At 63.7% G+C, this 20183-nt stretch carries 15 protein-coding genes and 1 pseudogene; 15 read left to right on the plus strand and 1 reads right to left on the minus strand.

Translation table 11 applies throughout. From position 1 onward, the window contains the following. Positions 1–335 precede the first annotated feature (335 nt). From BLT00_RS04665 to BLT00_RS04690, 6 genes are all read left to right on the plus strand, one after another. Complete coding sequence (locus BLT00_RS04665; RefSeq protein ID WP_092145895.1) at positions 336–689, plus strand: hypothetical protein; 354 nt, start codon at positions 336–338, stop codon at positions 687–689. A 352-nt stretch (positions 690–1041) separates the two neighbouring features. Next, the gene (locus BLT00_RS04670; protein WP_092145897.1) at positions 1042–2067 is read left to right on the plus strand and encodes a LacI family DNA-binding transcriptional regulator; all 1026 of its coding nucleotides are present in this window, start codon (positions 1042–1044) and stop codon (positions 2065–2067) included. Between the two features lie 154 nt (positions 2068–2221). Beyond that, positions 2222–3004 (plus strand): sugar phosphate isomerase/epimerase family protein, encoded by a 783-nt coding sequence (locus tag BLT00_RS04675; RefSeq protein WP_092145899.1) that lies wholly within the window; start codon positions 2222–2224, stop codon positions 3002–3004. After that, positions 2997–3977, plus strand: coding sequence for a sugar kinase (locus BLT00_RS04680; protein ID WP_092145901.1), 981 nt, complete (start codon positions 2997–2999; stop codon positions 3975–3977). The genes BLT00_RS04675 and BLT00_RS04680 overlap by 8 nt, the downstream gene beginning before the upstream one ends. 88 nt (positions 3978–4065) lie before the next feature. Then, positions 4066–5364 carry an MFS transporter gene (locus BLT00_RS04685; RefSeq protein WP_092145903.1) on the plus strand — a complete coding sequence of 433 codons (1299 nt, stop codon included), beginning with the start codon at positions 4066–4068 and terminating at the stop codon, positions 5362–5364. A gap of 14 nt (positions 5365–5378) precedes the next feature. After that, a complete protein-coding gene (locus BLT00_RS04690) occupies positions 5379–6356 on the plus strand; it encodes a 2-hydroxyacid dehydrogenase (RefSeq protein ID WP_092145905.1) in 978 nt (325 codons plus the stop codon). 174 nt (positions 6357–6530) lie between these two features. On the opposite strand, the pseudogene BLT00_RS32050 reads toward BLT00_RS04690, so the two are convergent. Then, positions 6531–6881: pseudogene (locus BLT00_RS32050) on the minus strand (DUF6124 family protein); the annotation flags it as partial. 586 nt (positions 6882–7467) lie between these two features. Here BLT00_RS32050 and BLT00_RS04700 point away from each other — a divergent pair. The 9 genes from BLT00_RS04700 to BLT00_RS04740 all read left to right on the plus strand — a co-directional run bounded on the left by BLT00_RS04700 (position 7468) and on the right by BLT00_RS04740 (position 20121). Then, entirely contained in the window at positions 7468–8427 is a 960-nt protein-coding gene (locus BLT00_RS04700) for an AAA family ATPase (RefSeq protein ID WP_003202654.1), read from the plus strand. A 9-nt stretch (positions 8428–8436) separates the two neighbouring features. Further along, a complete protein-coding gene (locus BLT00_RS04705; protein WP_092145907.1) occupies positions 8437–9381 on the plus strand; it encodes a DUF58 domain-containing protein in 945 nt (314 codons plus the stop codon). After that, complete coding sequence (locus tag BLT00_RS04710) at positions 9378–9872, plus strand: DUF4381 domain-containing protein (protein WP_063320765.1); 495 nt, start codon at positions 9378–9380, stop codon at positions 9870–9872. The genes BLT00_RS04705 and BLT00_RS04710 overlap by 4 nt, the downstream gene beginning before the upstream one ends. Next, positions 9865–10944, plus strand: a complete 1080-nt coding sequence (locus tag BLT00_RS04715; RefSeq protein ID WP_063320764.1) for a vWA domain-containing protein — start codon at positions 9865–9867, stop codon at positions 10942–10944. Before BLT00_RS04710 ends, BLT00_RS04715 begins: the two co-directional genes overlap by 8 nt. Beyond that, on the plus strand, positions 10941–12677 hold the full coding sequence (locus BLT00_RS04720) for a VWA domain-containing protein (protein ID WP_092145909.1): 1737 nt from the start codon (positions 10941–10943) through the stop codon (positions 12675–12677). Before BLT00_RS04715 ends, BLT00_RS04720 begins: the two co-directional genes overlap by 4 nt. Further along, positions 12674–14311, plus strand: coding sequence for a BatD family protein (locus BLT00_RS04725; protein WP_092145911.1), 1638 nt, complete (start codon positions 12674–12676; stop codon positions 14309–14311). Before BLT00_RS04720 ends, BLT00_RS04725 begins: the two co-directional genes overlap by 4 nt. 328 nt (positions 14312–14639) lie before the next feature. Then, positions 14640–15884: an exonuclease SbcCD subunit D C-terminal domain-containing protein gene (locus tag BLT00_RS04730; protein WP_092145913.1), complete on the plus strand. Its 1245-nt coding sequence runs from the start codon at positions 14640–14642 to the stop codon at positions 15882–15884. After that, complete coding sequence (locus BLT00_RS04735; protein ID WP_092145915.1) at positions 15881–19522, plus strand: AAA family ATPase; 3642 nt, start codon at positions 15881–15883, stop codon at positions 19520–19522. Before BLT00_RS04730 ends, BLT00_RS04735 begins: the two co-directional genes overlap by 4 nt. Further along, on the plus strand, positions 19519–20121 hold the full coding sequence (locus BLT00_RS04740; protein WP_063320759.1) for a glutathione S-transferase: 603 nt from the start codon (positions 19519–19521) through the stop codon (positions 20119–20121). Before BLT00_RS04735 ends, BLT00_RS04740 begins: the two co-directional genes overlap by 4 nt. The last annotated feature ends 62 nt before the right edge of the window (positions 20122–20183 follow it).

Here is a 20183-nt window from a genome sequence, read left to right on the forward strand (position 1 = left end):
CCCGCAGGTCACATCCTTTTCCATGTAATTTCATGTCATGGGCACCTGCAAAAAACACCCGTGGGATGGCCTTTGCAGGTGCACATCCGTTGCGCAGCTTAACGAGTGCGACAACCTGCCTGCTTGCAGCGCTGCGACATATTCGGTCATCGGCTAGCTAAACAGCCCGTGCGCATCGAACAACCCTAGCAGCCCAAGGGCCAAACGGCACCTGGCGGCGTGAAATCATCGCTGGATCCTGCGTCTGGCAGCGGTAATCCAGCAGAAATTCCTCCCGGCTGGCAAAATCCACCTTTTACTCCCCCGCAGGGCTCATCGAGCCAGGAGCCATCACCATGCAAATGACCACCGCCCTTCTGATCGCCAACCCGTGTGATGAAGAAGAAGACAACATGGCCATGCTCTGCTGCCATAGCGCCCAGGGCGACATGTTCCTGATGTCCCGCTACCCCGACGAAGACGCACTGGAAATCACTCTGGATGGCGAGCCTTCGACACTCGATGGCGTGAAGGTGACCCTGAGCCCGACCCTGCTGAAGATCGAAATCGCCGCAGCGGACGCCGATGCCCTGAATGGCGATGATGTGCTGGAAATCATTCATAACAGCGATACGGCGGACCTGGCGGAAGTGGAACTGACGTTGCAGAACATTCTCCGGGGCACCGGGACTTATATAAGTCAGCTCTGAGCTCAGCAGCGCCAGGGATTCAGGATAGGAGTCGGGCAGCTCTTGTGGCGAGGGAGCTTGCTCCCGCTGGGCTGCGCAGCAGCCCCAAAAACCACACACCACGATCTGACAGCCAAACCGCGCGAGCACGAATGGCGACTGCTGCGCAGCCCAGCGGGAGCAAGCTCCCTCGCCACACTGGTTCGCGTGAGCCTTCCCACCACATCCTACCCACGCTGCGGCTCCTTACCACGAGGTGAATCACCGTCGGTCGCTCTCGTATCAAGACGCCCTTGACGACCGACTGGATTCTGAGGTTTCCTGAAACCGGTTTCAGAGCCGCTAAATAATTCCAATAAGCAGGTTTCTATCCGTGAATTCTTTCTCCGCCGCCCAGCGCAGCCGCGTGACCATGCTTGACGTCGCCGAACGCGCCGGGGTCTCCAAGGCCAGTGTCTCGCGCTTCATTGGCGAGGACCGCGCCCTGCTCTCCGAGGCCATCGCCCGGCGCATCGAGCAGGCAATCAATGAGTTGGGCTATCGTCCCAACCAGATGGCCCGTGGCCTCAAGCGCGGACGCACGCGCCTGATCGGCATGCTGGTGGCCGATATCCGCAACCCTTATTCAATTGCCGTGATGCATGGCGTGGAAACCGCCTGCCGTCGCCATGGCTACAGCCTAGTGGTGTGTAACACCGATCGCGATGACGAGCAGGAGCGCCAGCACCTGGCGTTGTTGCGCGCCTACAATATCGAAGGGCTGATCGTGAACACCCTGGGGCATCACCGTGAGGAACTGCTCGAACTGCGCAGCGAGATGCCGCTGGTGCTGGTGGATCGCAAGGTTGATCGGCTCGAAAGCGACCTGGTGGGACTGGATAACCCGGCCGCCGTCGCGATGGCGCTCGACCACCTTGAACAACGGGGCTACCGCGATCTGCTCCTGGTCAGCGAGCCCTTCGACGGCACCAGCTCGCGGATCGAGCGGGTCGACAGTTTCAAGGCCGGCATCGAGCGCCGCCCTGCCCTGACCGGCGCCGTGGTGGAAACCTGTGACCGGTTGACCGCCCGCATCGAGGCCTTCCTTGCCCAGCCGGGCGCTGGCCCCAAGGCACTGTTCTGCGCCAACGGCATTGCTGCGTTGGCCGCCACTCAAGCCTTGCGCGACCTGGGTTGCCATTTGTTCGACGACGTAGGCCTGATCGCCCTCGACGATCTGGATTGGTACCCGTTGGTGGGCAGCGGCATCACCGCCCTGGCCCAACCCACCGCCGAGATCGGCGCCAGCGCTTTCGAATGCCTGCTCAAGCGCTTGCGCGGTGACAACGGGCCGGTGCGGACCCTGGATTTTGCGGCGCGGCTGATTGAGCGTGGGTCGACGCTTGGGAATGGTCGGTGATGGTGAGGGCCCTATCGCGAGCAAGCTCGCTCCCACAGGGATCTTCAGTGCGCCACAGATCCCGTGTGGGAGCGAGCTTGCTCGCGATGAGGACCTGAAGCACACCCCCCTTTTTTTAAATAAAACTGAAACCGGTTTCAGAGGTGCAATAACAATGAACAAACCACCCGTTTCCATCAGCCTTTCCAGCTACGGCGCCGACCTGGTACGGCAACAAGGCCAAGGCCATTTCATCGATCTGCTGGCCGCCGCCGGCGCCTCGCGCATCGAATGGCGCGAAGAATTGCTCACCACCGAACAGCCCGCCGAGCTGGCCGCTCGCGCTCGCGCCCAGGGGCTGCAAAGTGTTTTCTCGTCACCACTGGAGCTGTGGCTCGCCGGGCAGTCCAGGCCCAACCCGGCCCTGGCACTGACCCTGCAACGGTCCGAGGCTTTCGGCTCGGCATGGCTAAAAGTCTCCCTCGGGCACTTCACCGGCTCCCATGACCTGTCGGCACTGGCGGATGTGCTCGGCGCAAGCCCGGTGCAGTTGCTGGTGGAAAACGACCAGACCTTGCAAGGCGGACGGATCGAACCGTTGCAACGTTTCTTCACCGCTGCCGAAGAGCATGCATTGCCCGTCGGTATGACCTTCGACATCGGCAACTGGCAATGGCAGGACCAATCGGCCGCCGTCGCCGCCCGACAGCTCGGACGGTATGTGGCTTACGTGCATTGCAAGGCAGTGGCCCAGCGCGCCGACGGCAAACTGGTCGCCGTACCTCCGGCCATGACCGACCTGCACCTGTGGGAGCAACTGCTCAAGCACATGCCCGTCGGTGTAATGCGCGCCGCCGAATACCCGCTACAAGGCGAAGACTTGCTGCAATTGACCGCTGAACATGTCGCCACCCTTGCCCGCCTCGGGCAACTACGCCGGGAGCCTGCCCATGCCTGAGTTCGATGTGCTGTCGTTCGGCGAAACCATGGCGATGCTGGTGGCCGACCAGCGCGGTGACCTGGCCAGCGTCGACCAGTTCCACAAGCGCATTGCCGGGGCCGACAGCAACGTGGCCATCGGTTTGTCGCGCCTGGACTTCAAGGTCGCGTGGCTGAGCCGGGTTGGCGCCGATTCCCTGGGACGCTTCGTCGTGCAGACACTGGAAAACGAAGGCCTGGATTGTCGTCACGTGGCGGTCGATCCAACGCACCCCACCGGATTTCAGTTCAAGTCCCGTACCGACGATGGCAGCGACCCGCAAGTCGAGTATTTCCGTCGTGGCTCGGCGGCCAGTCATCTGTCGATCGATTCCATCGCGCCATCGCTGCTTGAAGCCCGTCACTTGCACGCCACCGGCATCGTCCCGGCGTTGTCGGTCACGGCCCGCGAGATGTCCTTTGAATTGATGAGCCGTATGCGCGCGGCCGGCCGCAGCCTGTCGTTCGACCCCAACCTGAGGCCAAGCCTTTGGGGCAGCGAGTCGACGATGATTGCGCACATCAATCGCCTCGCCGCCCTCGCCCACTGGGTCCTGCCAGGGCTCGGCGAAGGTCGCTTGCTGACCGGTTTCGACGACCCGGCTGACATCGCCGCGTTCTACCTGGACCAAGGCGCCGAAATCGTCGTGATCAAGCTCGGCGCGGACGGCGCGTATTACCGCACGCACCTGGACCAGGGTGTTATCGCCGGTGTGCCGGTGGCCCGAGTGGTGGACACCGTGGGCGCCGGCGATGGCTTCGCCGTCGGCCTGATCAGTGCGTTGCTCGAAGGCCGCGCCATCACCGAGGCCGTGCAGCGCGCTAATTGGATTGGCAGTCGTGCGGTGCAGAGCCGTGGGGACATGGAAGGGTTGCCGACGCGCCATGAGTTATTGGCGCAATTCAATGACGCCAATCGCGAGCAAGCTTGCTCCCACAGGAGATCGAGTTAACCCCTGTGGGAGCGAGCTTGCTCGCGATAGCGGCCACCGCAAAAAACACCTGCTGCAAACAAAAACAACAAGCTCAGGAGTCAACGACATGCAAACGCTCAACCTCGCCACCCGCCGCTGGTGGTACATCATGCCCATCGTGTTCATCACCTACAGCCTGGCCTACCTGGACCGGGCCAACTACGGGTTCGCCGCCGCCTCGGGCATGGCCAAGGACCTGATGATCACCCCGGGGCTGTCGTCCTTGCTGGGCGCCCTGTTTTTCCTCGGCTACTTTTTCTTCCAGGTCCCGGGGGCGATCTATGCGCAAAAGCACAGCGTGAAGAAGCTGATCTTCGTCAGCCTGATCCTCTGGGGCTCGCTGGCCACCCTGACGGGCGTGGTCTCCAATGCCTACTGGTTGATCGTGATCCGCTTCATGCTCGGGGTGGTCGAGGCCGCGGTGATGCCGGCCATGCTGGTGTACCTGTGCCACTGGTTCACCCGGGCCGAACGTTCGCGCGCCAACACGTTCCTGATCCTTGGCAACCCAGTGACCATGCTGTGGATGTCGGTGGTGTCGGGTTATCTGGTACAGCAATTCGACTGGCGCTGGATGTTCATCATCGAAGGCCTGCCGGCGGTGCTCTGGGCCTTTATCTGGTGGCGCCTGGCCGATGATCGTCCGTCCCAGGCCAAGTGGCTCAGCGACCAGGAAAAACACGACCTGGAAAGCGCATTGGCGGCTGAACAGGTGGGTATCAAGGCGGTGAAGAACTATGCCGAGGCCTTCCGCTCGCCCAAGGTCATCATCCTGGCGTTGCAGTTTTTCTGCTGGAGCATTGGGGTCTACGGGTTCGTGCTGTGGCTACCGTCCATCCTCAAGGCAGGTTTGCAGATGAGCATGGTCGAGGCCGGCTGGCTGTCGTCGTTGCCGTACCTGGCGGCGGTGGTCGGCATGCTGGTGGTGTCCTGGGCATCGGACAAGGCCCAGAAGCGCAAGCGCTTCGTCTGGCCGCCGCTGCTGGTCGCTTCCATCGCGTTCTACGCCTCCTACCTGCTGGGGCCTGAACATTTCTGGTGGTCCTACAGCCTGCTGGTGGTGGCCGGGGCTTGCATGTATGCGCCGTACGGGCCGTTTTTTGCCATCGTTCCGGAAATCCTCCCCGCCAACGTCGCCGGCGGTGCCATGGCGCTGATCAACAGCATGGGCGCGCTGGGTTCATTCGGCGGCTCGTACCTGGTGGGTTACCTCAACGGTTCCACCGGTTCCCCTGGCATGTCCTTCCTGTTGATGAGCGGCGCGTTGCTGGTGGCCGTGGTGCTGACCCTCGCCCTCAAGCCCGGCGCCAGCGACCGGGCCGTGTCGAAAACCGCGACGCCACACTCGGCGCCCGCCCATTCCTGAAGCGAGACCCCTCCATGAAAAAGCACGTGGTGTTGTACAAGGCGCTGTCAGCGCAATTGATGGCCCGTTTGCAAGCCCAGGCCCAAGTCACCCTCATCGAGCGCCTCGACGCGCAAAGCCTGGTGCAACTGCGCGAGGCCTTGCCAAGCGCCCATGGCTTGCTGGGTGCCAGCCTCAAGCTGGATGCGGCGCTGCTGGACCTGGCGCCGAACCTGCAAGCCATCGCCAGCGTCTCGGTGGGGGTCGACAACTACGATATCGACTACCTGACCGAACGCCGGATCCTGCTCACCAATACCCCGGACGTGCTCACCGAAACCACCGCGGACACCGGTTTCGCCCTGATCCTGGCAACCGCCCGGCGCGTGGTGGAACTGGCCAACCTGGTGCGCAGCGGCGGCTGGCAACAGAGCATCGGCCCCCGGCATTTCGGCAGCGATGTCCATGGCAAGACCTTGGGCATCATCGGCATGGGCCGCATCGGCGAAGCCTTGGCCCAGCGCGGGCACTTCGGCTTCGGCATGCAGGTCATCTACCACAGCCACTCGCCCAAGCCTGCAGTCGAGCAGCGCTTCGACGCACGCTATTGCAGCCTCGAAACATTGTTGCAGCAGGCGGACTTCGTCTGCCTGACCTTGCCCTTGACGGCTGAAACCCAAGGGCTGATCAATGCGCGGGCGTTTGCCCGGATGCGTCCCGAATCCATCTTTATCAATATCTCCCGAGGCAAAGTGGTGGACGAGGCGGCACTGATCGACGCCCTGCGCAGCGGGCAAATCCGTGCCGCGGGGCTGGACGTGTTCGAGCGCGAGCCCTTGAGTGCGGATTCACCGTTGTTGCAACTGGATAACGTGGTGGCGACACCGCACATGGGCTCGGCCACCCACGAGACCCGGGAAGCGATGGCGCGTTGTGCGGTCGACAACCTGCTGGCGGCATTGGCGGGTGAGCGGCCGGCGAATCTGGTGAATGCGGGGGCGTGGGTAGGCTGAGCAATCATCCAAGCACGGCTGTGGCGAGGGAGCTTGCTCCCGCTCGACTGCGCAGCAGTCGCAGGCCCGGCGGGCGCGGTATGTCTGGGAACCGCGCCGGCTCGGTTTGGGGCTGCTGCGCAGCCCAGCGGGAGCAAGCTCCCTCGCCACGGGGGGGTATGTCGGCTGATGGGTTTCGATGTTGTCCAGTGCACGGTTCGCCAGCGGGCTGCCCAGTTCGATCAGTTGCTGAATGCCCAGGAGGAAATGCCGGCGTGAACCGTCCAGGTCGAAGGCCAGGTCATTGACCATGGCATTGGCCGAAGCCAGGGTTTCGCTGAGGTTGGCAAGCAGGCTTTCGGTGTCGATGTCTTTGTTGACGGTGAAGAGTTGGCCGGGGGCAGGTTCTGCTTCGGGTTTGTCCGGCTTGGGGTTCAGGTAATGGTCGAGGACTCGGTCGGTGACTTCGTCGTGTTTTTGAGACTTGGTTTTTGAACGCGGTGACGTTGGATCGGTGTTCGGTGGGTTCGGGGTTACTTTGAACATGAATGAATCTCCAAATCAGAAAAAGGAGACCATCAACCTCGCTACCAAACGAAGGTGGCGGCCATACGCGGGTTGGTAGACCGGTGACTTGGAGAACCGGCGCGTCCGAAGACGCCCTGCGCATGACCGCCATAAAACAGATACCAAAAAGGCCTCTGTTACAGGGGCTGTGCGACAAGTCAAAAGCCGGGCTACCAAACCCGATCGCTGATTCATCAGCGACCCGGAAACGATAGAACCTGCCTCCCAAGCGCACAAGCCGGCGGATTCTGGCGCAGTTGTAGGCAATGGCGCAAGACAACGTAGCCTGCTCCAGAGCACTCCTACGTCCCGATAAACACCCCTTCACTTTGTGAGTGCTTCGCACTCAAGCGGGAGCAAGCTCCCTCGCCACCGGGTAAGGTGCGCCTGTCGGGTGGGATTCATGGCAAGCAAACCCACCCCCACAATCTTTCCAAGCCGATCACAATTCACACGGCCAATCAAAATCCCGTTAGTCGCCACCCCCTGCCATGCATTAAAGTAACGCCCCCAGCCCCGGCGTTATCCGAACGTCCGGGGCCACCCTTTCCAGGAACAGTCACCGATGGAACATCGTGAAGCGCTGCTTGCGCTGCGAACCTTTCTTTCAACGCAGATTCTCGGCCAGGAAAAACTCATCGAGCGCCTGCTCATCGCCCTGCTTGCCGACGGCCACATGCTGGTGGAAGGCGCGCCGGGGCTGGCCAAGACCAAGGCCATCAAAGAACTGGCCGAAGGCGTCGAAGCGCAATTCCATCGCATCCAGTTCACCCCCGACCTGCTGCCCGCCGACATCACCGGTACGGAAATCTACCGCCCGGAAACCGGTAGCTTCGTGTTCCAGCAAGGGCCGATTTTCCATAACCTGGTGCTGGCGGACGAAATCAACCGCGCCCCGGCCAAGGTCCAGTCGGCCTTGCTGGAGGCGATGGCCGAGCGGCAGGTCAGCGTCGGGCGCAGCACTTATGAACTGTCGCCGCTGTTCCTGGTGATGGCCACGCAGAACCCGATCGAGCAGGAAGGCACCTACCCGCTGCCCGAAGCCCAGCTCGACCGCTTCCTGATGCACGTCAAGATCGGTTTCCCGGACGCCGCGGTGGAACGCCGTATCCTGCAGCAGGCCCGGGGTGAAGCGCTGAACGGCGAGACCAAGCCCGAACGCCGCGTGAGCCAGCAGGCGATTTTCTCTGCGCGCAAGGAAATCCTCGGGTTGTACATGGCCGACGCCGTGGAGGAGTACTTGGTGCAACTGATCATGGCCACCCGCAACCCGGCCAAGTTCGATCCGGAAATGGCCGAATGGATCGCCTACGGCGCCAGCCCGCGGGGCTCCATCGCCCTGGACCGCTGTGCCCGTGCCCACGCCTGGCTGGCCGGACGCGACTTTGTCAGCCCCGAAGATATCCAGGCCGTGCTGTTCGACGTGCTGCGCCATCGCATCATCCTGTCGTTCGAAGCCGAAGCCGCCGGTATCGACCAGGACCGGGTCGTGCAGCGGATTCTCGACGTCGTCGCTGTCGCTTGAGCATGCGTCATGAATAACCCACTGGCGCCCGCACCGGGCATCCGCGTCAGCCTCGCAGAGCTGATCGAGATGCGCCATCGCGTACGCGAAGTGCAGTTGTTCTCGACCCCAGGCCAGCGCAGCCCGCTGATCGGCCTGCACCACTCCAAACTGCGCGGGCGCGGGGTCGATTTCGACCAGGTGCGGGTCTATCAGGCCGGCGACGACGTACGCACCATTGACTGGCGCGTCACCGCCCGGACCCAGGAGCCCCACACCAAACTGTTCCACGAAGAACGCGAGCGGCCGATCTTCATCATGATCGAGCAAAGCCACCGGCTGTTCTTCGGTTCGGGGCTGGTGTTCAAGTCGGTGCTCGCCGCTCAGGCCGCCAGCCTCATAGGCTGGGCCGCGCTGGGGCATAACGACCGGGTCGGCGGCCTGGTGTTCGGCAATAACACCCATTACGAGGTCAAGCCGCGACGCAGCAAACAGAGCCTGTTGCAATTGCTCAACCGGTTGGTGCGGGTCAATCAGTCACTGCACACCGAGGCCGAGCCGGATCGCGACTCGTTCGGCATCGCCCTGCGCCGAGCCCGGGAAGTGCTACGGCCCGGCAGCCTGGCGATCGTGATTTGCGATGAGCGCGCGCTGTCCGACAGCGCCGAGCAACAGTTGAGCCTGCTGTCGCGCCATTGCGACCTGTTGTTGCTGCCACTGTCGGACCCGCTGGATCATGCCCTGCCCGCCGCCGGTCTGCTGCGGTTCACCCAGCGTGGTTCGCAGCTGGAACTCGACACCCTGAATTTCGAACTGCGCCAGGCCTATCGCGCCCAGGCCGAGGCGCGCCAGGAACGCTGGGAGATGCTGGCGCAGAAACTGCGAATCCTGATGCTGCCCCTGAGTACCCAGGGCGACATGGTCGAGCAACTGCGCGACTACCTGAACCCCAAGCGGGCCGGGAAAAGCCGATGAGCAGCCTCGATCAACTGCAACCGCTGATGGCGCCGCCGCCTATCGGTTTCTGGCCACCCGCGCCAGGCTGGTGGCTGCTGCTGGTGTTGATCCCATTGCTGGGCCTGGGCCTGTGGCAACTGCGCCGGTTCATTCCCATCAAGCGCACCGTCGCCCGCGCCGAACAACCCTTGGACCCGGTGCGCCTGGCCGCGCTGGCCGAACTCGCCCTGCTGCCCAAACCCTACGACGGCGCGCCGGCCGGGGCCTGGTTGCAACAGCTCAACGGGCTGCTCAAGCGTCTATGCCGCAATCACTACCCCTACAGCCAGAGCCACACCCTCAATGGGCGCAAATGGCTGGCGTTCCTGGATAACCGCTGCCCGGCCGCGGGCCTGACGCGCTGGATGATCTTGGTGGAAGGCGCCTACAAACCCGAATGCAAGCTCGATGACAAAGCCATCGCTGGCCTGACCCAGGCGGTCGAAATCTGGATTCGCAAACATGTTTGAGTTCGCCTGGCCGTGGGTATTCGCCCTGTTGCCGCTGCCTTGGCTGATGCGCCTGGTGCTGCCGGCGGCCGATAGCGGCGAGCCAGCGCTCAAGGTCAGTTTCCTCGGGGACCTGGAAGGCCTGGTGGGTCGGCGGGCGCGGGCCAATCTGCCGACCTGGCGGCAACAGGCGCCCTTCATCCTGCTCTGGCTGCTGTTGCTGATCGCCGCGGCCCGACCGCAGTGGTTGGGCGAGCCATTGCCCATTGCCGCCAGCGGCCGCGACCTGCTGGTGGCGGTGGATGTCTCGGGTTCCATGGACTTTCCCGACATGCAGTGGAAGGACGAAGAGGTCAGTCGCCTTGTGCTGGTCCAGCACATGCTCGGGGACTTTCTCGAAGGCCGCGAAGGTGACCGGGTCGGCCTGATCCTGTTCGGCAGCCAGGCCTATCTGCAAGCACCGCTGACCTTCGACCGCCGCACCGTGCGCCATTGGCTCGATGAGGCGCGTATCGGTATCGCCGGCAAGAACACCGCCATCGGCGACGCCATCGGCCTGGCCCTCAAGCGCCTGCGCCAGCGCCCGGCCCACAGCCGCGTGCTGATCCTGGTCACCGACGGTGCCAACAACGGCGGTGAAATCGATCCGCTGACCGCTGCGCGACTGGCCGCCGACGAAGGCGTGAAAATCTACCCGATCGGCATCGGTGCCGACCCGGAACAAAGCGGCACCACGGGTTTGCTCGGCGTCAACCCGAGCCTGGACCTGGATGAACCGACACTCAAGGAAATCGCCCAAGCCACCGGCGGCCAGTATTTTCGTGCCCAGGATGGCGCGCAATTACTGGCGATCAAGACCACCCTCGACCAGCTCGAGCCGGTGACCCAGCAACCGACCCAGGCCCGTCCTGCCCTGGCGCTGTATCACTGGCCCCTGGCCGTTGCGCTGCTGTTGAGCATGTTGCTGGTGGCCCGGGCGCGCTGGCCGGACAATCCGTTGCAGCGCCTGTTCAACCAACCGCTGTTCCAGCCGGCCCAACACACCGAGTGGCGCCAGCGGCTCAAGCGCCTGCGCTTGCGGAGGCGTCGATGATCGCCTTCTGGCCACATTGGCTACGCCCCTGGTTCGTATTGCTGCTACCTCTGCTGGGCTGGTTGCTCTGGCAACTGTGGCACCGGCAGAAACGCGTGGGTCGCTGGCAGATGATCCTGCCGCCCGCCTTTCATGCTGTGCTGCTCAGTGGCGGCAGTGGCCGCGAAAGCCGGCTGCCGTGGATTGCCCTGGGCCTGGGTTGGCTGTTGATCGTGCTGGCGCTGCTGGGGCCGAGTTGGGCGCGGGTCGAACAGACCAGCCAGAAACCCGCCGACCCGCTGGTGGTGGTGCTGGAACTGACCCCGGAAATGCTCGCCACCGACGTCCCGCCCACACGACTGGAGCAGGCCCGGCGCAAGGTACTGGACCTGTTGCAGAACCGCAGCGACGCCCAGACCGCGATCATCGTCTATGCGGGCAGCGCCCATACGCTGGTGCCGCTGTCCGACGACCTGTCCACCAGCGCCAACCTGCTCGAAGCCCTTGCGCCATCGATCATGCCGCAGAGCGGCCATCGTGCCGACCTGGCGGTCCACAAGGCGCTGGCCCTGTTGGACCAGGGCGAACTGGGCCATGGCCGGATCCTGCTGATCGGTTCGTCGCTGAACGAGCAGGAACGCCAAGGCATTCGCCAGGCCCTGGACGGTTCCGCCACACAATGGCTGATGCTCGGCATTGGTACCCGCGAAGGCGCACCGGTGCCCCAGGAAGATGGCAGTTACCTCAAGGATGCGCAGGGTTCGATCCTGCTGCCACGCCTGGACAGCCCGGGCCTCAAGGCCTTTGCCAACAAGCTGGACGGCCGCTACCGGCCGGCGCGCCTGGACGACAGCGACCTGCGCGGCCTGGGCCTGTTGGACGGCCCTCGTCATCTGCGCAGCGACGGACAAACGCTGCGCCTGGACACCTGGGCCGACCAGGGCTATTGGCTGCTCCTGCCCCTGTTGCTGCTGGCCGCCTGTGCCGGACGGCGAGGCTGGCTGTTCTGCCTGCCACTGTTATTCATGTTGCCGCAAACCGGCCACGCCTTCGAATTCCAGGACCTGTGGTTGCGCGCCGACCAACAGGGCCAGCACTTGCTCAAGCAAAAACGTCCCGCCGAAGCCGCCGCCCACTTCGAGGACAGCCAGTGGCAAGGCGTCGCCCTGTACGAAGCCGGCCAGTACAGCGAAGCCGCCCGACGCTTCGCCGAAGGCAACGACGCCCGTGCGCACTACAATCGCGGCAATGCCCTGGCCAGGAGCGGCGAACTGGAAGCCGCGCTGGATGCCTATGAGCAGGCCCTGGAGTTGCAACCCGACCTGCGCCCCGCCCAGACCAACAAGGCCCTGGTGGAAAGTTTGTTGAAAGAGCCGCCCCCCGTACCGGAAGAACCCAAGCCTGCCGAAAACGAGGAGCCGGCCCCCACCGAGCAATCGCCGGATACCGACTCACCCACCCAGTCTTCCGAACCGGGACAGCCCTCTCTCGAGGCAAGCGCGACATCGGACGAGCCCCAACCCCCGCGCGCGGCACAACCGCCTACCGCCCAGGATGTACCAGGCAGCGAACTGCCCGATGAGCAGACCACCACCCCGCCACTGCGTCCTGCCGCGGGCCAGCGCAATGAAGAAGAACAGCGCCAGGCACTGGAACAATGGCTGCGCCAGATCCCGGATAATCCAGGGGAGCTGCTCAGACGTAAATTCTGGTATGAACAGCAAAGCCATCAGGCCCAGGAAAAAACCAAATGACCCGCTTCACCACCTACTTCCTCGTGTTGCTGCTCTGGGCCTCTGGAACCCAGGCTGCACAGCTGACTGCCAGTGTGGACCGCAGCCGCCTGAACTCCGGGGAAACGGTGGAGCTGACCCTGGAATCCAACGACGCCACGTTGTTCGGCAAACCGGACCTGGCTCCGCTCCAGGCCTTGTTCGATGTGCGCGGTACCCGTCAGGTCAACCAGTTGACGACCCTTGACGGAGAGAACCGCGCCACCACCCGCTGGATCGTGACCCTGCTGCCGCGCCAAAGCGGCACCGTGATCATTCCGCCGTTGCAACTGGGCGAAGTGACCAGCCAGCCGATCACCCTGCAGGTGATCGAAAGCGAAACCCGCGACGCCTCGCAGCCCCTGGCAGCGGTGTTTATCGAGGCCAGCCTCGACCAGACCGACGTGTATGTTCAGGCCCAGGCGATCTTGACCCTGCGCATCTACCATTCGGTGTCGCTGTACGACGACAGCAGCCTCACGCCGCTGCACATCCCCGATGCCCGCACCGAGCAACTGGGCGAATCGCGCACCTATGAAAAAGTCATCAACGATGTCCGCCATGGCGTGATTGAACTGCGCTACGGCATCTACCCACAGCGCAGCGGCGAACTGACGATTCCGGCCCAGACATTCAGCGCCACCCTGGTCGAGCCGGTGGCCCAGGACGCCGTACCTTCGGGCCCCAAGCCCGGCCAGTTGATGCGGGTAAGCTCCGCGCAACTGTTGCTGCGCGTCAAGCCCAAGCCTGCCAGTTATCCGGCCGACGTGCCCTGGCTGCCGGCGCGCAGTCTGTCCTTGAGTGAAAGCTGGAGCCCGGAGCCGACCCACAGCCAGGTGGGCGATTCCCTGACCCGCAGCCTGACCCTGGAAGCCGAAGGCCTGGCCAGCGCCCAGTTGCCACCGCTGCCGGCCACGGAGATCAATGGCCTGCGGCGCTATCCGGACCAACCGGTACTCAGCAGCCGCAACAGTGAACGCGGGCTGGTGGGCAGCCGCGAAGACCGCGAAGCGCTGGTGCCCAATCGCAGCGGCACCATCGAGCTGCCACCGGTGGAAGTGGTCTGGTGGAACACCCTGGAAGACCACCTGGACCGCACCAGCCTCCCGGCGCGGACCCTGCAAGTGGCGAACAATCCAAGCCTGATGGTGGACACGCCGGCCGGCACGGCGCAGATCGTAACGACCGTCGACAGCGACATGCTCTGGTACTGGCAACTGAGCACCTTGGTCCTGGCCTGCACGACCGTGCTGGGCTTCGCCCTGTGGTGGCGCGGCCGCTGGCAGCCAGCGATCCTGCGCTCGACCCAGACCGGACCGAGCCCCCGCACCTTGCTGGATGATCTCAAACGCACCTGCCTGGCCAACGACCCCCACGCCACCCGCCAGGCCCTGGACGCCTGGGCCCGCCAGCAACCGGAAACCCTGGCCGACATGGCCGCACGCTTCGTGCCGCTGTCCGACGCCCTGGACGGCCTCAACGGCGCGCTCTACAGCGAGACCGGCCAGCATTGGCAGGGTGAAGACTTGTGGCGGGCGATTCGGGCGATTCCCCCCACCGATGGGGCGCAGGCTTCTGCCAGTGATTCCGGGTTGCCGCCGTTGTACCCCAAATAAACCCGGTTTCCTGGGCAGTCATGGCTTTTGTAGCTTTTGTAGCTTTTGTAGCTTTTGTAGCTTTTGTAGCTTTTGTAGCTTTTGTAGCTTTTGTAGCTTTTGTAGCTTTTGTAGCTTTTGTGGCGAGGGAGCTTGCTCCCGCTGGGCTGCGAAGCGGCCCCTTTTTTTGCGATTGCTGCGCAATCGAGCGGGAGCAAGCTCCCTCGCCACAGGGTCTTGCACCAAATCCTGCAACGTCGAGCAAGTTCTCGCCCCCATTTCCCAGTAAACTCTGCTTCTTTTAGCCGCCCCTCTTCACGCGGCCATCATCTGTTTCCTGGAGTACACCTTGCGTCTGTTTCACACCTCCGACTGGCACCTGGGGCAAAACCTCCACGGCCAGGAACGCGACTTCGAACACGCGTGTTTCCTCGACTGGCTGCTGCGCCAACTGAGCAGCGAAAAACCCGATGTACTGCTGATTGCCGGCGATATCTTCGACACCGTGAATCCGCCGGTCAAAGCCCAGGAGCGACTCTACGACTTCATCGTCAGCGCCCATGAACAAAACGCCAACCTGACCATCGTGATGATCGCCGGCAACCACGACTCCGGCTCGCGTATCGAACTGCCTGCGCCGCTGATGCGACGCCTGCGCACCCATGCCCTGGGCCGGGTGCTGTGGCTGGACGACGGTCAACTGGACGTCGAGCGCCTGTTGTTGCCGTTGCCCGATGCCAAAGGCAAGGTCAAGGCGTGGTGCCTGGCCCTGCCGTTCCTGCGCCCTGCCGAAGTCACTGGCGCACAGCTGGGCGACGACTACCTGCGAGGCATCGGCCAGGTCCATGAGTGGCTGATCGCCGCGGCCAATAGCAAGCGCAAGAAAGGCCAGGCGCTGATCGCCATCAGTCATGCCCATATGGCCGGTGGTTCGGTGTCCGAGGATTCCGAGCGCAGCCTGATCATCGGCAACGCCGAGGCCCTGCCCGCCAGCCTGTTCGGCCCGAACATCAGCTACGTCGCCCTCGGCCATTTGCACAAGCCGCAGAAGGTCAACGGTGAAGAGCGCATCCGCTACAGCGGTTCACCGATCCCGCTGTCATTTTCGGAGATCGGCTATCAGCATCAGATCCTCGACATCACCCTCGACGGCGAGGCGCTGGTCAAGGTCGAGCCGCGCCTGATCCCACGGGCCGTCAACCTGCAACGCCTGGGCCCGGCGCCACTGGCCGATCTACTGGTGCAACTCAAGGACCTGCCCGACATCGACCTGCTGGCCGATGTCCAGCGCCAACCCTGGTTGGAAGTGCGGGTACGCCTCGACGAACCGCAGCCGGACCTGCGTCACCAAGTGGAGACCGCATTGCAAGGCAAGGCCGTGCGCCTGGTGCGGATCGCCGCCGAGTACGCCGGCAACGGCGGCGCCGGCAATGCCGATGATGGCAGCGCGCTGGTGGAGCTGGATCAACTCAGCCCACAGGAGTTGTTCAGCCGCGCCTGGCAGGACACCTACGGCAACGACGTGGACGAACAGACCCTCAAGGACTTTGCCGTGCTGTTGCAAGACGTGCAGATGGAGAGCGAGCAGCCATGAAGATCCTCGCGATCCGCCTCAAGAACCTGGCGTCCCTGGCCGGGCCGTTTGAAATCGATTTCACCGCCGAACCCTTGGCCAGCGCCGGCCTGTTCGCCATTACCGGCCCCACGGGCGCCGGCAAGAGCACATTGCTCGACGCCCTGTGCCTGGCGCTGTTTGGCGCCGTGCCGCGCCTCAATAACACCGGACGCGACGCCAAGGTGCCGGACGTCGATGGCGAAATTGCCACGGGCGATCCGCGCACACTGTTGCGCCGTGGTACCGGCGATGGTTATGCCGAAGTGGATTTTCGCGGCATCGACGGACGCCGCTATCGGGCCCGCTGGGAAGCCAATCGCGCCCGGGAAAAGGCCGGCGGCAAGTTGCAAGCCAGCCGCCAGAGCCTGCGGGACCTGGACAACGATCAACTGCTGGCGAGCCAGAAAGGCGAATACAAGACCCAGCTCGAAACGGCCCTGGGCCTGAACTTCGAACAGTTCACCCGTGCCGTGCTGCTGGCCCAGAGCGAGTTCAGCGCGTTCCTCAAGGCCGATGACAACGATCGCAGCGAACTGCTGGAAAAACTCACCGACACCGCCCTCTACACCCGCCTCGGGCGCCGCGCCTTCGACAAGGCCAAGCAAGCCAAGGAAAACCACAAGCAGTTACAGGACCAGGCCACTGGCGTTACGCCGCTCGCTCCCGAGGCCCGGGCCGAGCTGGACCTGCGCTTCACCGAAGCGCAGCTGCAACTCAAGGCCCAACAAGCCCAACTCAAGCAGCTGGAGCAGCAGCACACCTGGCTGCGCGACCTGGGCCTATTGCAGGATGAACACGCCAGCGCCGCCGAACAGCTGCAACAGGCCCAGGCCGATTGGAACGCCCTGGCCGACGAACGTCTGAAACTGGTCCGCCTGGAACAACTGGCGCCCCAGCGGCATCAGTTCATTCGCCAAACGGAACTGAACCGGCAGCTTGAGCCCCTGGCGGCGCAGATCCAGCAACTCACCCAGCAGCAGATCGACCTGCACGCCCAACAAGCCGAACTGGAAAAGGCCCTGGACGATGCGCAACAAGCGCTGGCCAGCGCCCGCCAGCAAAGCATCGACAGTGCGCCATTGCTGCGTCAGGCCTTCGGCGAGCAGAGCACCCTCGCCCGCCTGGCCCAAGACGCGAGCCTCAGCGCCGAGCGCCAGGAACAGGCACAGCAGGCCTGCACCGAAGGCCAGCGCACCATCGACACCTTGCTCGAGCAGCAAAGGCAGGTGGCCGAGCGCTTGCAGCGCATCGCCGACGCGCTGGAACAAAGCACGCACCTGGCCCCGCTGAGCGATGCCTGGAACGCCTATCGCGATCGCCTCCAACAACTGATGCTGATCGGTAATCGCCTGAACCAGGGCCAGGCCGAACTCGCCACACTGGAACAAAGCGCCACCCGCGCCGCCGAGGAACTGGCCACCCGCCGGCAAGACCTTGAAGTGCTCTACAAGGAAGCCGGCGCCGAGCCGGAGGCCGTGGCCGAACAGATCCAGTTGCTCGGCACCCTGCTGCAAGACAACCGCAAGCAACTGCGCGCCTTCGAAGACCTGACCCGGCTGTGGGCCAGTCAGCAAGAGCTGGACAAACGTGGCGCCGAGCTTGAACAACGCCAGCAACGAGCGTTGCAGGAACGTGACCGGCTGGTGCGCGAAGGCGGCGAAGCCAAGGCCGAACTGACCATCGCCGAACAGACCCTGACCGTTACTCGCGAGCTGCTGGAGCGCCAGCGCCTGGCCCGTAGCGAAAGTGTCGAGCAGCTGCGCGCACAGTTGCAGGATGAACAGCCCTGCCCCGTGTGTGGCAGTGTCGAGCATCCTTATCATCAGCCCGAAGCCCTGCTGGAAAACCTCGGGCGCTTCGATGAAACCGAAGAGGCCAACGCCCGCAAGGCCGTCGACCTGCTCAATGAAAAAGTCATCGACCTGCGGGCGCAATACAGTGGAGTGATCGCCCAGCTCAAGGAACTCAAACAGCAGCAGGAACAGCTCGCCAGCCAGCAACAGGGCCTGGCGCCCAGCCTTGAAGCCCACCCGTTGTCGGCGCAACTGCTGGCCCAGGAAGCGAACAAGCGCGACGCCTGGCTGACCCAGCAGAACAGCCAACTGAACCTGCGCATCAGCCAGGACGAACAACGGCAAACCGCCCTGCTGACCCTGCAGCAAGACGCCGCGCGCATGGCGCAGCGACTGCGTGAAGCCGAGGCAGCCAGCCAACAGGCGTCACAACACCTGGGCAACCAGCAGCAGGAACTGTCCCGCGACCGCCAGCGCCTGGACGAGGAGCTGAGCCACTTCAGCACCCTGCTACCCGCTGACACCCTGCAGGCCTTGCGCAGCGAACCCGCCGCAACCTTCTTGCAGCTCGACCAGCATATCGCCCAGCGCCTGGAGCAATTGGAACAGCAGCGCGACGAACTGAGCGAACAGCTCCAGCGCCAGCAGACCCTGGAGAAAGAGCAGGACCGCCAGCAGACCCGCCTCCAGCAACTGGAAGCGGCCCGCCTGCAATTCAGCGCCCTGAACGAGCAACAACAGACCTGCCAGCAGCAACTCACGCAACTGCTCGGCGAGCACACCAGCGCCGAACAGTGGCAGCAACAACTCGACCAGCGCCTGGAACAGACGCGGGATGCCGAGGCGACGGCCAATCAGCAGTTGCAGCAATTGCGCAACGACCTGGTGCAACTGGCCGCCGAACTCAAGGCCCGACAGGAACAGGCCCAATCCCTGGACCTCGAACGCCAGGCGCTGGCCGCCGGTATCGCGCAATGGCGCACCAACCATCCGGAACTGGACGATGCCGCCCTTGAGGCCCTGCTCGGCCTGGACGACCAACACGTCAGCCAGTTGCGCCAGCGCTTGCTCAACAGCGAAAAAGCCATCGAGCAGGCCCGCGTCCTGCTCACCGAACGCGAGCAGCGCCTGCAAAACCATCAGGCCCAACACAACGGCAACCTGTTGCCGGAACAATTGGCCGAAGCCCTCACCGAGCTGCAAGGCCAGTTCGCCGCCAGTGAACAGCGCTGTGCCGAACTACGCGCCGAACAGGCCGAGGACCAGCGCCGGCAGAACGCCAACCAGGCCCTGGCCCAGCAGATCGAGCAGGCCTATATCGAATACCAGCGTTGGGCACGGCTGGACGCATTGATCGGTTCGGCCACCGGCGACCGCTTCCGCAAGCTGGCCCAGGCCTACAACCTCGACTTGCTGGTGCACCACGCCAATGCCCAACTGCGGCAACTGGTACGCCGCTATAGGCTCAAGCGTGGCGGCAGCATGCTCGGGCTACTGGTGATGGACACGGAAATGGGCGATGAACTGCGCTCGGTACATTCGTTGTCCGGCGGCGAAACCTTCCTGGTCTCCCTCGCCTTGGCCTTGGGCCTGGCCTCGATGGCGTCCAGCACACTGAAGATCGAATCGCTGTTCATCGACGAAGGCTTCGGCAGCCTCGACCCCGAGTCGCTGCAACTGGCGATGGACGCTCTCGACGGCCTGCAGGCCCAGGGCCGCAAGGTCGCGGTGATTTCCCACGTACAGGAAATGCACGAGCGGATACCGGTGCAGATCCAGGTCCGTCGCCAAGGCAACGGCTTGAGCACCGTGGAGGTGAAATGAGCCACGCCACGCTCTATTCCTTCCGCCGCTGCCCCTACGCGATGCGAGCACGCATGGCCTTGCGCTACAGCGCGGTCGAGGTGGCGATTGTCGAAGTCAGCCTGAAGGCCAAGCCCGCCGAGATGCTCGCACTCTCCAGCAAAGGCACGGTGCCGGTGCTGCAGGTCGATGGCCGGGTGATCGATGAAAGCCTGGAGATCATGGCCTGGGCCTTGGCCCGCCATGATCCGCAAGACTGGCGGTTGCTGGATGATCCCGAAGGCCAGACATTGGCGGCAGCGTTGATCGAGGAAAACGACCATCGGTTCAAGCTTCACCTGAACCGCTACAAGTACCCCGAGCGTCATCCTGAACAGCCGGTGGAGCATTATCGGGCCGAGGGCGAGGTGTTCCTGGGGCGGCTGGAAACGCTGCTTGAAGCGCGGCCATTCCTGGTGGCCGATCACCTGAGCCTGGCCGATGTGGCGCTGATGCCATTCGTGCGTCAGTTCGCCCATGTCGACCGCGAGTGGTTCACCCAGGCGCCTTATCCTCGGCTACGGGACTGGTTGCAACGGTTCCTGGCGTCCGAGCTGTTCGTGGCGATCATGGCCAAATAACGGCTGCACACAGCCCTTGTGGCGAGGGAGCTTGCTCCCGCTGGGCTGCGCAGCAGCCCCCC

The sequence above is a fragment of the Pseudomonas sp. NFACC51 genome, from assembly GCF_900103575.1.
Taxonomy (GTDB): Bacteria; Pseudomonadota; Gammaproteobacteria; order Pseudomonadales; family Pseudomonadaceae; genus Aquipseudomonas; species Aquipseudomonas fluorescens_Q.

Bases quoted from the DNA above. Each gene is read 5' to 3' on its own strand.
- BLT00_RS04665 (WP_092145895.1), top strand. From the start codon at position 336: ATGCAAATGACCACCGCCCTTCTGATCGCCAACCCGTGTGATGAAGAA.
- BLT00_RS04675 (WP_092145899.1), top strand. From the start codon at position 2,222: ATGAACAAACCACCCGTTTCCATCAGCCTTTCCAGCTACGGCGCCGAC.
- BLT00_RS04680 (WP_092145901.1), top strand. From the start codon at position 2,997: ATGCCTGAGTTCGATGTGCTGTCGTTCGGCGAAACCATGGCGATGCTG.
- BLT00_RS04685 (WP_092145903.1), top strand. From the start codon at position 4,066: ATGCAAACGCTCAACCTCGCCACCCGCCGCTGGTGGTACATCATGCCC.
- BLT00_RS04690 (WP_092145905.1), top strand. From the start codon at position 5,379: ATGAAAAAGCACGTGGTGTTGTACAAGGCGCTGTCAGCGCAATTGATG.
- BLT00_RS04700 (WP_003202654.1), top strand. From the start codon at position 7,468: ATGGAACATCGTGAAGCGCTGCTTGCGCTGCGAACCTTTCTTTCAACG.
- BLT00_RS04705 (WP_092145907.1), top strand. From the start codon at position 8,437: ATGAATAACCCACTGGCGCCCGCACCGGGCATCCGCGTCAGCCTCGCA.
- BLT00_RS04710 (WP_063320765.1), top strand. From the start codon at position 9,378: ATGAGCAGCCTCGATCAACTGCAACCGCTGATGGCGCCGCCGCCTATC.
- BLT00_RS04715 (WP_063320764.1), top strand. From the start codon at position 9,865: ATGTTTGAGTTCGCCTGGCCGTGGGTATTCGCCCTGTTGCCGCTGCCT.
- BLT00_RS04720 (WP_092145909.1), top strand. From the start codon at position 10,941: ATGATCGCCTTCTGGCCACATTGGCTACGCCCCTGGTTCGTATTGCTG.
- BLT00_RS04725 (WP_092145911.1), top strand. From the start codon at position 12,674: ATGACCCGCTTCACCACCTACTTCCTCGTGTTGCTGCTCTGGGCCTCT.
- BLT00_RS04735 (WP_092145915.1), top strand. From the start codon at position 15,881: ATGAAGATCCTCGCGATCCGCCTCAAGAACCTGGCGTCCCTGGCCGGG.
- BLT00_RS04740 (WP_063320759.1), top strand. From the start codon at position 19,519: ATGAGCCACGCCACGCTCTATTCCTTCCGCCGCTGCCCCTACGCGATG.